The following is a 4629-nucleotide window of genomic DNA, read 5'->3' on the forward strand; positions in this document are numbered from 1 at the left end:
ACGACGGACAGCGCCGAGTCCGAGCAGCCGCCCAGCAGCATGCACGGCAGGAGCGCGGCCAGCGCCGCGCGAAAACGGGGACGACGGGGTAGAGCAAACACGTCGGGCACGATACGTTTGACGTCCGTCCGCGGCACGGTGCCGCGGACCCGATCCACGCGAAGAACGCACCAGGGCCGCAGGTCGTGACAGGGCACGCGCTTGCGGCCCGGGGGTGTCACGATCGGCCCCACGAGGGCGTTCTTGCATCAACCGCCGGGCAACGGGGCGCGTACCCCGCCCCCGCGCATCCGATCCGCTTCCCAGGCGATGACCGACACATCGTGGCATACACGCACGTGCAGGGCCTCCCGGCGCGGGGGCCAGACGCATTGCCCGCGGGCGGTGGGCCCGTGAAGGCCCGGTCCGGAGGGAGCACGGACTACGACGCGCTGTTCCGCGACGTGTACCCGTCGCTGTTCCGCTACCTGCACCGCCTTACGGGCGACCACGACGCCGCCGAGGACATCGCGCAGGAATCGTTCGTGCGGCTGCTGGGGCGCGCCCTGCCCGAGAACGAGGCGCGGCTCTGGCTCTTTACGGTGGCCACCAACCTGTTTCGCGACGGGGCGCGCACGTCCCGCCGCCGCGAACGGTTGCTGAGCGCCACCCCCTGGAAGCCGTCGGCGCTCCCCGCGCCCGACGAGTCGCTGGAGCGCGACCGCAAGGTGGCGGCCGTGCGCAAGGCCCTGGAACAGCTCCCCGAGCGTGACCGGCAGATGCTGCTGATGCGCGAAGAGGGATTCAGATACGACGAGATCGCCCAGGTGGCCGCGGTGGCCCCGGGCTCGGTAGGCACGCTGCTGGCTCGCGCAACCCGGCGCTTCCTGGCGGTGTACGATGTCCGACTGGAGGAAGGATGACACACCTGGGTGAAGGAACCCTGCAGGAGCTGCTGGATGGGGAGCTGGCCCCCGGCCCACGGGCCCAGGCCGACGCCCACCTGGCCGCCTGCGCGGAGTGCGCCGGGCAGCTCGCGGAGCTCCGCGGGCTCAACGCCCGCGCCTCCGCACTGCTGGGGATGGTGGAAGCGGCCCCGCCCGTGCTGGCGGCCCAGGCCGAGTTCGCGCGGCGGCGGCGGGGCGCGGGCGCCCTGGGCCAGGCCCGCCGGGCCCTGCCCCGCGCGGCCGTGCTGGTGCTCTGCGTGGCGGGCGCGGCGGCGGCGGCCGTCGTGCCCGGCTCGCCCGTGCGCGAGTGGGTGCAGCGCGTGACGGTGGAGCCCCGCGCGGAAGAGCCCGCGCTTCCCGCGCCCCAGGCGGCGCCGGCCCCCGAGGCCGTGCCCATGCCGGCGCCCAAGGCCGTCTCCATCCTCCCGGAGAACGGGCAGGTGCGGGTGGAGGTCACGGGCTCGTCGGCAGAGCTGCGGGTGCGCGCCCGCCTCTCCACCGATCCGGCCGCCCAGGTCACCGCCACGGGCGCCGCCGTGAGCGCGCGGTTCCGCACGGGCCCCGGCCGTATCGAGGTGGTGGGCGCCGGACCCGGCGAGGTGGTGATCGACCTGCCCGCGGGCGCCGACGCGGCGTTCGTGGAGGTGAACGGCCGCGTGATTGCCGCCAAGGAAGGCAAGTCGCTGCGGTCGCTGGCCCCCCGCGTGGCCGGCTCGGCCCAGGAGCCGGTGTTCCGCGCCGGCAGCTGACGCCCGGACCCGCCGTACCCTTTCATACGTAACGCTGGATGCTGACCGCTCTCGTGCTGGCCGTGCTGGTGCAGGCCGCGCCCGTGCAGGACACGGCGGCGCGGGGAACCATCCACGGCCACGTGCAGAGCGAGCCCACGGGGCTCCCCGTCCCCTTGGCCGTGGTGGAGGCCGACGACGGCCGCCACAACGTGCTCACCATGGCCGACAGCACGGGCGCCTACCGCCTGCGGGTGGGCGCCGGCCGGCAGACGCTGCGGGTGCACCACCTGGACCACGCCCCCACGCAGATGGAGGTGCTGGTGCCCGCCGGGGGCGAGCTGGACCTGGACGTGATGCTGCGGCACCGCCCCATCACCCTGGCGCCCGTGAACGTGCGCCCCAGCATCGACCCCGGCGCGGACAGCGTCGCCGTCTCCCGCTCCGAGTTCAACCTCACCATCGTCCGCCGCGCCACGGAAGACGCCGGCCTGGCGCAGACCCTCAACGGCGGCTTTGGCTCCCTGCCGGACGGCTCGGGCGGCGGGGGCGAGGCCCTGTACGTGCGCGGCTCGGCGGCCAACCTGCAGCTGGTGCTGCTGGACGGCGCCCCCGTGTACGCCCCCTTCCACATGGGCGGGCTCATCGAGAGCTTTGAGCCCGAGGTGGTGGGCGAGGCGGCCCTGTACCTGGGCGGCGCCCCAGCCCGCTACGACGGCGGGCTGTCGTACGTGATGGACCTAGAGACGCGCAGCGGCAACGGCGCGCGCCACTCCGCCGGCGGCACGGTGGACATGGTGTCCGTCACGGGCCGGGCCGAGGGCCCCGTCGCGGGCGGCGTGCGCTACCTGGCGTCGGGGCGGACGGTGCACGGCGCCAGCATCGCCCAGCTGGAGAGCGAGCCGTTTCCCTACGCCTTCCGCGACGGGCTGCTGCGGCTGGACCTGCCCCTACGCGACGGCGGCGTGAGCCTGACGGCGTTCGCCAACCACGAGGGCGTGCGGGTGGACACGCTGGGCGGCGACGGCCTGGCCACCTGGGGCAACCAGGCGGGCAGCCTGCGCTACGGCGGCCGCTTCGAGGGCGCGGACGTGGAGATGACGGTGGCCGCGGGCCGCTTTGACGCCTTCATCCCCCTGCGCGACGCGGGCCGCCTGTTCCTGCTCAGCAGCCGCAGCGACCGGGTGCGCTCGTCGCTGGACTTTACGCGGCAGCAGGGCCCCGTGTCGGTGCGGTACGGCGGCTCGTTCGAGCGCACCTGGCTCACGCACGACGCCAACCAGTCGCAGAACGGCCAGGTGCTGGTGCACACGGAGGCCGCCGGCTCGGCCGTGGGCGCATACGTGGACACCAAGTGGCAGCCCGACGACCGCGTCGTCCTGCGGGGCGGCGTGCGGGCGGACGCGTTCTCCGTGGGCGGCGCGGCCGTGTTCGCGCCCCGCGCGTCGGCCACGTGGCTGCTGACGGACAACGCGGCGCTCACGCTGGCGGCCGGCCGGTATCACCAGTACATCCGCGTTCCCCGCCCGCTGTACTCCAGCACGCTGCGCAACTTCGCCGACAGCATGCGCATTGCCACGCACCTGGCCGTGGGCGGCGCCACGCACCTGTCGCTGTCGCTGGACCAGCAGCTGGCGCCGGACGTGCGGCTGGGGCTGGAGGGCTTCTACAAGCGGTTCGACGGCCTGCCGGACCCGCGGCCCCGCTCCGACTCGTCGTACACGGCGCACAACTCGGGCGTGGACGTGTGGGTGCGGCGCACGGGCGGGCGGGTGACGGGGTGGCTGGGCTACTCGCTGGGGTGGGCGTGGAGCTCGTCGCTGCTGCAGGACACCGTCCAGTTCCTGGGGCGGCAGACGCTGACGGCGGGCGTGCGCGGCACCGTGTGGCGGCGCACGGTGCTCAGCGCGCGGTTCGCGTACGGCGCGGGGCTGCCCTCCACGCGGCTGGCGCAGCCGTCGGACCCCATCAACGACGGCGGGTCCATCCCCAGCCTGGAGAACAGCAGCGGGGGCGTGGACCTGGACACCGACGCGCCGCTGACGGGCATCAACCCGTTCCTGCGGCTGGACGCGGAGGTGTCGCGCACGTGGAGCCCGCGGGTGGGCGGCCGCCGCACGCAGGTCACGCCGTACCTGCGGCTCATCAACGCGCTGGAGAACCGCGACGGCCTGTTCTACCGCTACCTGGAAGACACGCCCGCCAGCGGCACCGGCAACAACAGCGCGCCCAGTCCCATGCCGGACGGCGCCACCGAGGCCGCGCGCGTGGTGCGCAACGTGACCACGCTGCCGCTGGTGCCCGTGGCCGGCATCACGTGGAAGTTCTGAACGGCAGTGCGGGAGTGCGAAAGTGCGAAAGTGCGAAAGTGGTGAAGCAACGAAGCCCCGCGAGCGATCGCGGGGCTTCTGCGTTGTGGGGAATGCGTTTCGTGCCGTTCATCAGTTACTCTCGCACTCTCGCACTCTCGCACTCTCGCACTCTCGCACTTTCGCACTGCCGTTCAAAGCTGTTCCACCGTGTAGCCGCGCCGGCGCAGCATCTCCACCACGCTGCGGTCGCCCACCAGGTGCGCGGCGCCCACCACCACCAGCACGTCGTCGCCGCCGCGCAGCAGCCGCTCGATCTGCGGAACCCAGGCCGCGTTGCGGTCCGTGAGCATGCGGTCGTACACCTGCCGGGAGCCCATGGAGCCGTTCATCAGCGCGTCCATGCCCGTCGCGTCGCCCGCGCGCCAGGCGTCCACGATGCGGTCCATCATCTCCGCCGTGCCGGGCAGGTCGTACAGCGTCTGGCGCAGCATCTCCACCTGCATCTCGGGGCTGAACCCGTCCATCAGCCCCATCTGGAAATCCACGGACTCCAGCGAGCCCAGCGGCTTGCCGTCCGCCTGCGCGCGCCCCTCGAAGTGCACGTCGATGCCGTGCTTTGCCTCCAGCCCCGCCCGCGCCCATTCCAGCTGGCTGAACATCATC

At 73.5% G+C, this 4629-nt stretch carries 4 protein-coding genes; 3 read left to right on the forward strand and 1 reads right to left on the reverse strand.

Features of this window, described 5'->3' with window-relative positions; translation table 11 throughout:
* Positions 1-392: 392 nt before the first annotated feature.
* Genes VFZ20_RS04985 through VFZ20_RS04995 form a run of 3 tightly spaced genes read left to right on the forward strand, consistent with a single transcriptional unit; the run spans position 393 to position 3984 of the window.
* Positions 393-902, forward strand: coding sequence for a sigma-70 family RNA polymerase sigma factor (locus tag VFZ20_RS04985; protein WP_329682732.1), 510 nt, complete (start codon positions 393-395; stop codon positions 900-902).
* Positions 899-1675 carry an anti-sigma factor family protein gene (locus VFZ20_RS04990; RefSeq protein ID WP_329682733.1) on the forward strand — a complete coding sequence of 259 codons (777 nt, stop codon included), beginning with the start codon at positions 899-901 and terminating at the stop codon, positions 1673-1675. Before VFZ20_RS04985 ends, VFZ20_RS04990 begins: the two co-directional genes overlap by 4 nt.
* Before the next feature lie 38 nt (positions 1676-1713).
* The gene (locus VFZ20_RS04995) at positions 1714-3984 is read left to right on the forward strand and encodes a TonB-dependent receptor (protein ID WP_329682734.1); all 2271 of its coding nucleotides are present in this window, start codon (positions 1714-1716) and stop codon (positions 3982-3984) included.
* Between the two features lie 173 nt (positions 3985-4157).
* Here the strand turns inward: VFZ20_RS04995 and VFZ20_RS05000 are convergent.
* On the reverse strand, positions 4158-4629 hold a 472-nt coding region (locus VFZ20_RS05000; RefSeq protein WP_329682735.1), incomplete at its 5' end, for a TraB/GumN family protein.

The sequence above is a fragment of the Longimicrobium sp. genome (assembly GCF_036280135.1).
Classification (GTDB): Bacteria; Gemmatimonadota; Gemmatimonadetes; order Longimicrobiales; family Longimicrobiaceae; genus Longimicrobium.

Bases quoted from the DNA above. Each gene is read 5' to 3' on its own strand.
- VFZ20_RS04990 (WP_329682733.1), top strand. From the start codon at position 899: ATGACACACCTGGGTGAAGGAACCCTGCAGGAGCTGCTGGATGGGGAG.
- VFZ20_RS04995 (WP_329682734.1), top strand. From the start codon at position 1,714: ATGCTGACCGCTCTCGTGCTGGCCGTGCTGGTGCAGGCCGCGCCCGTG.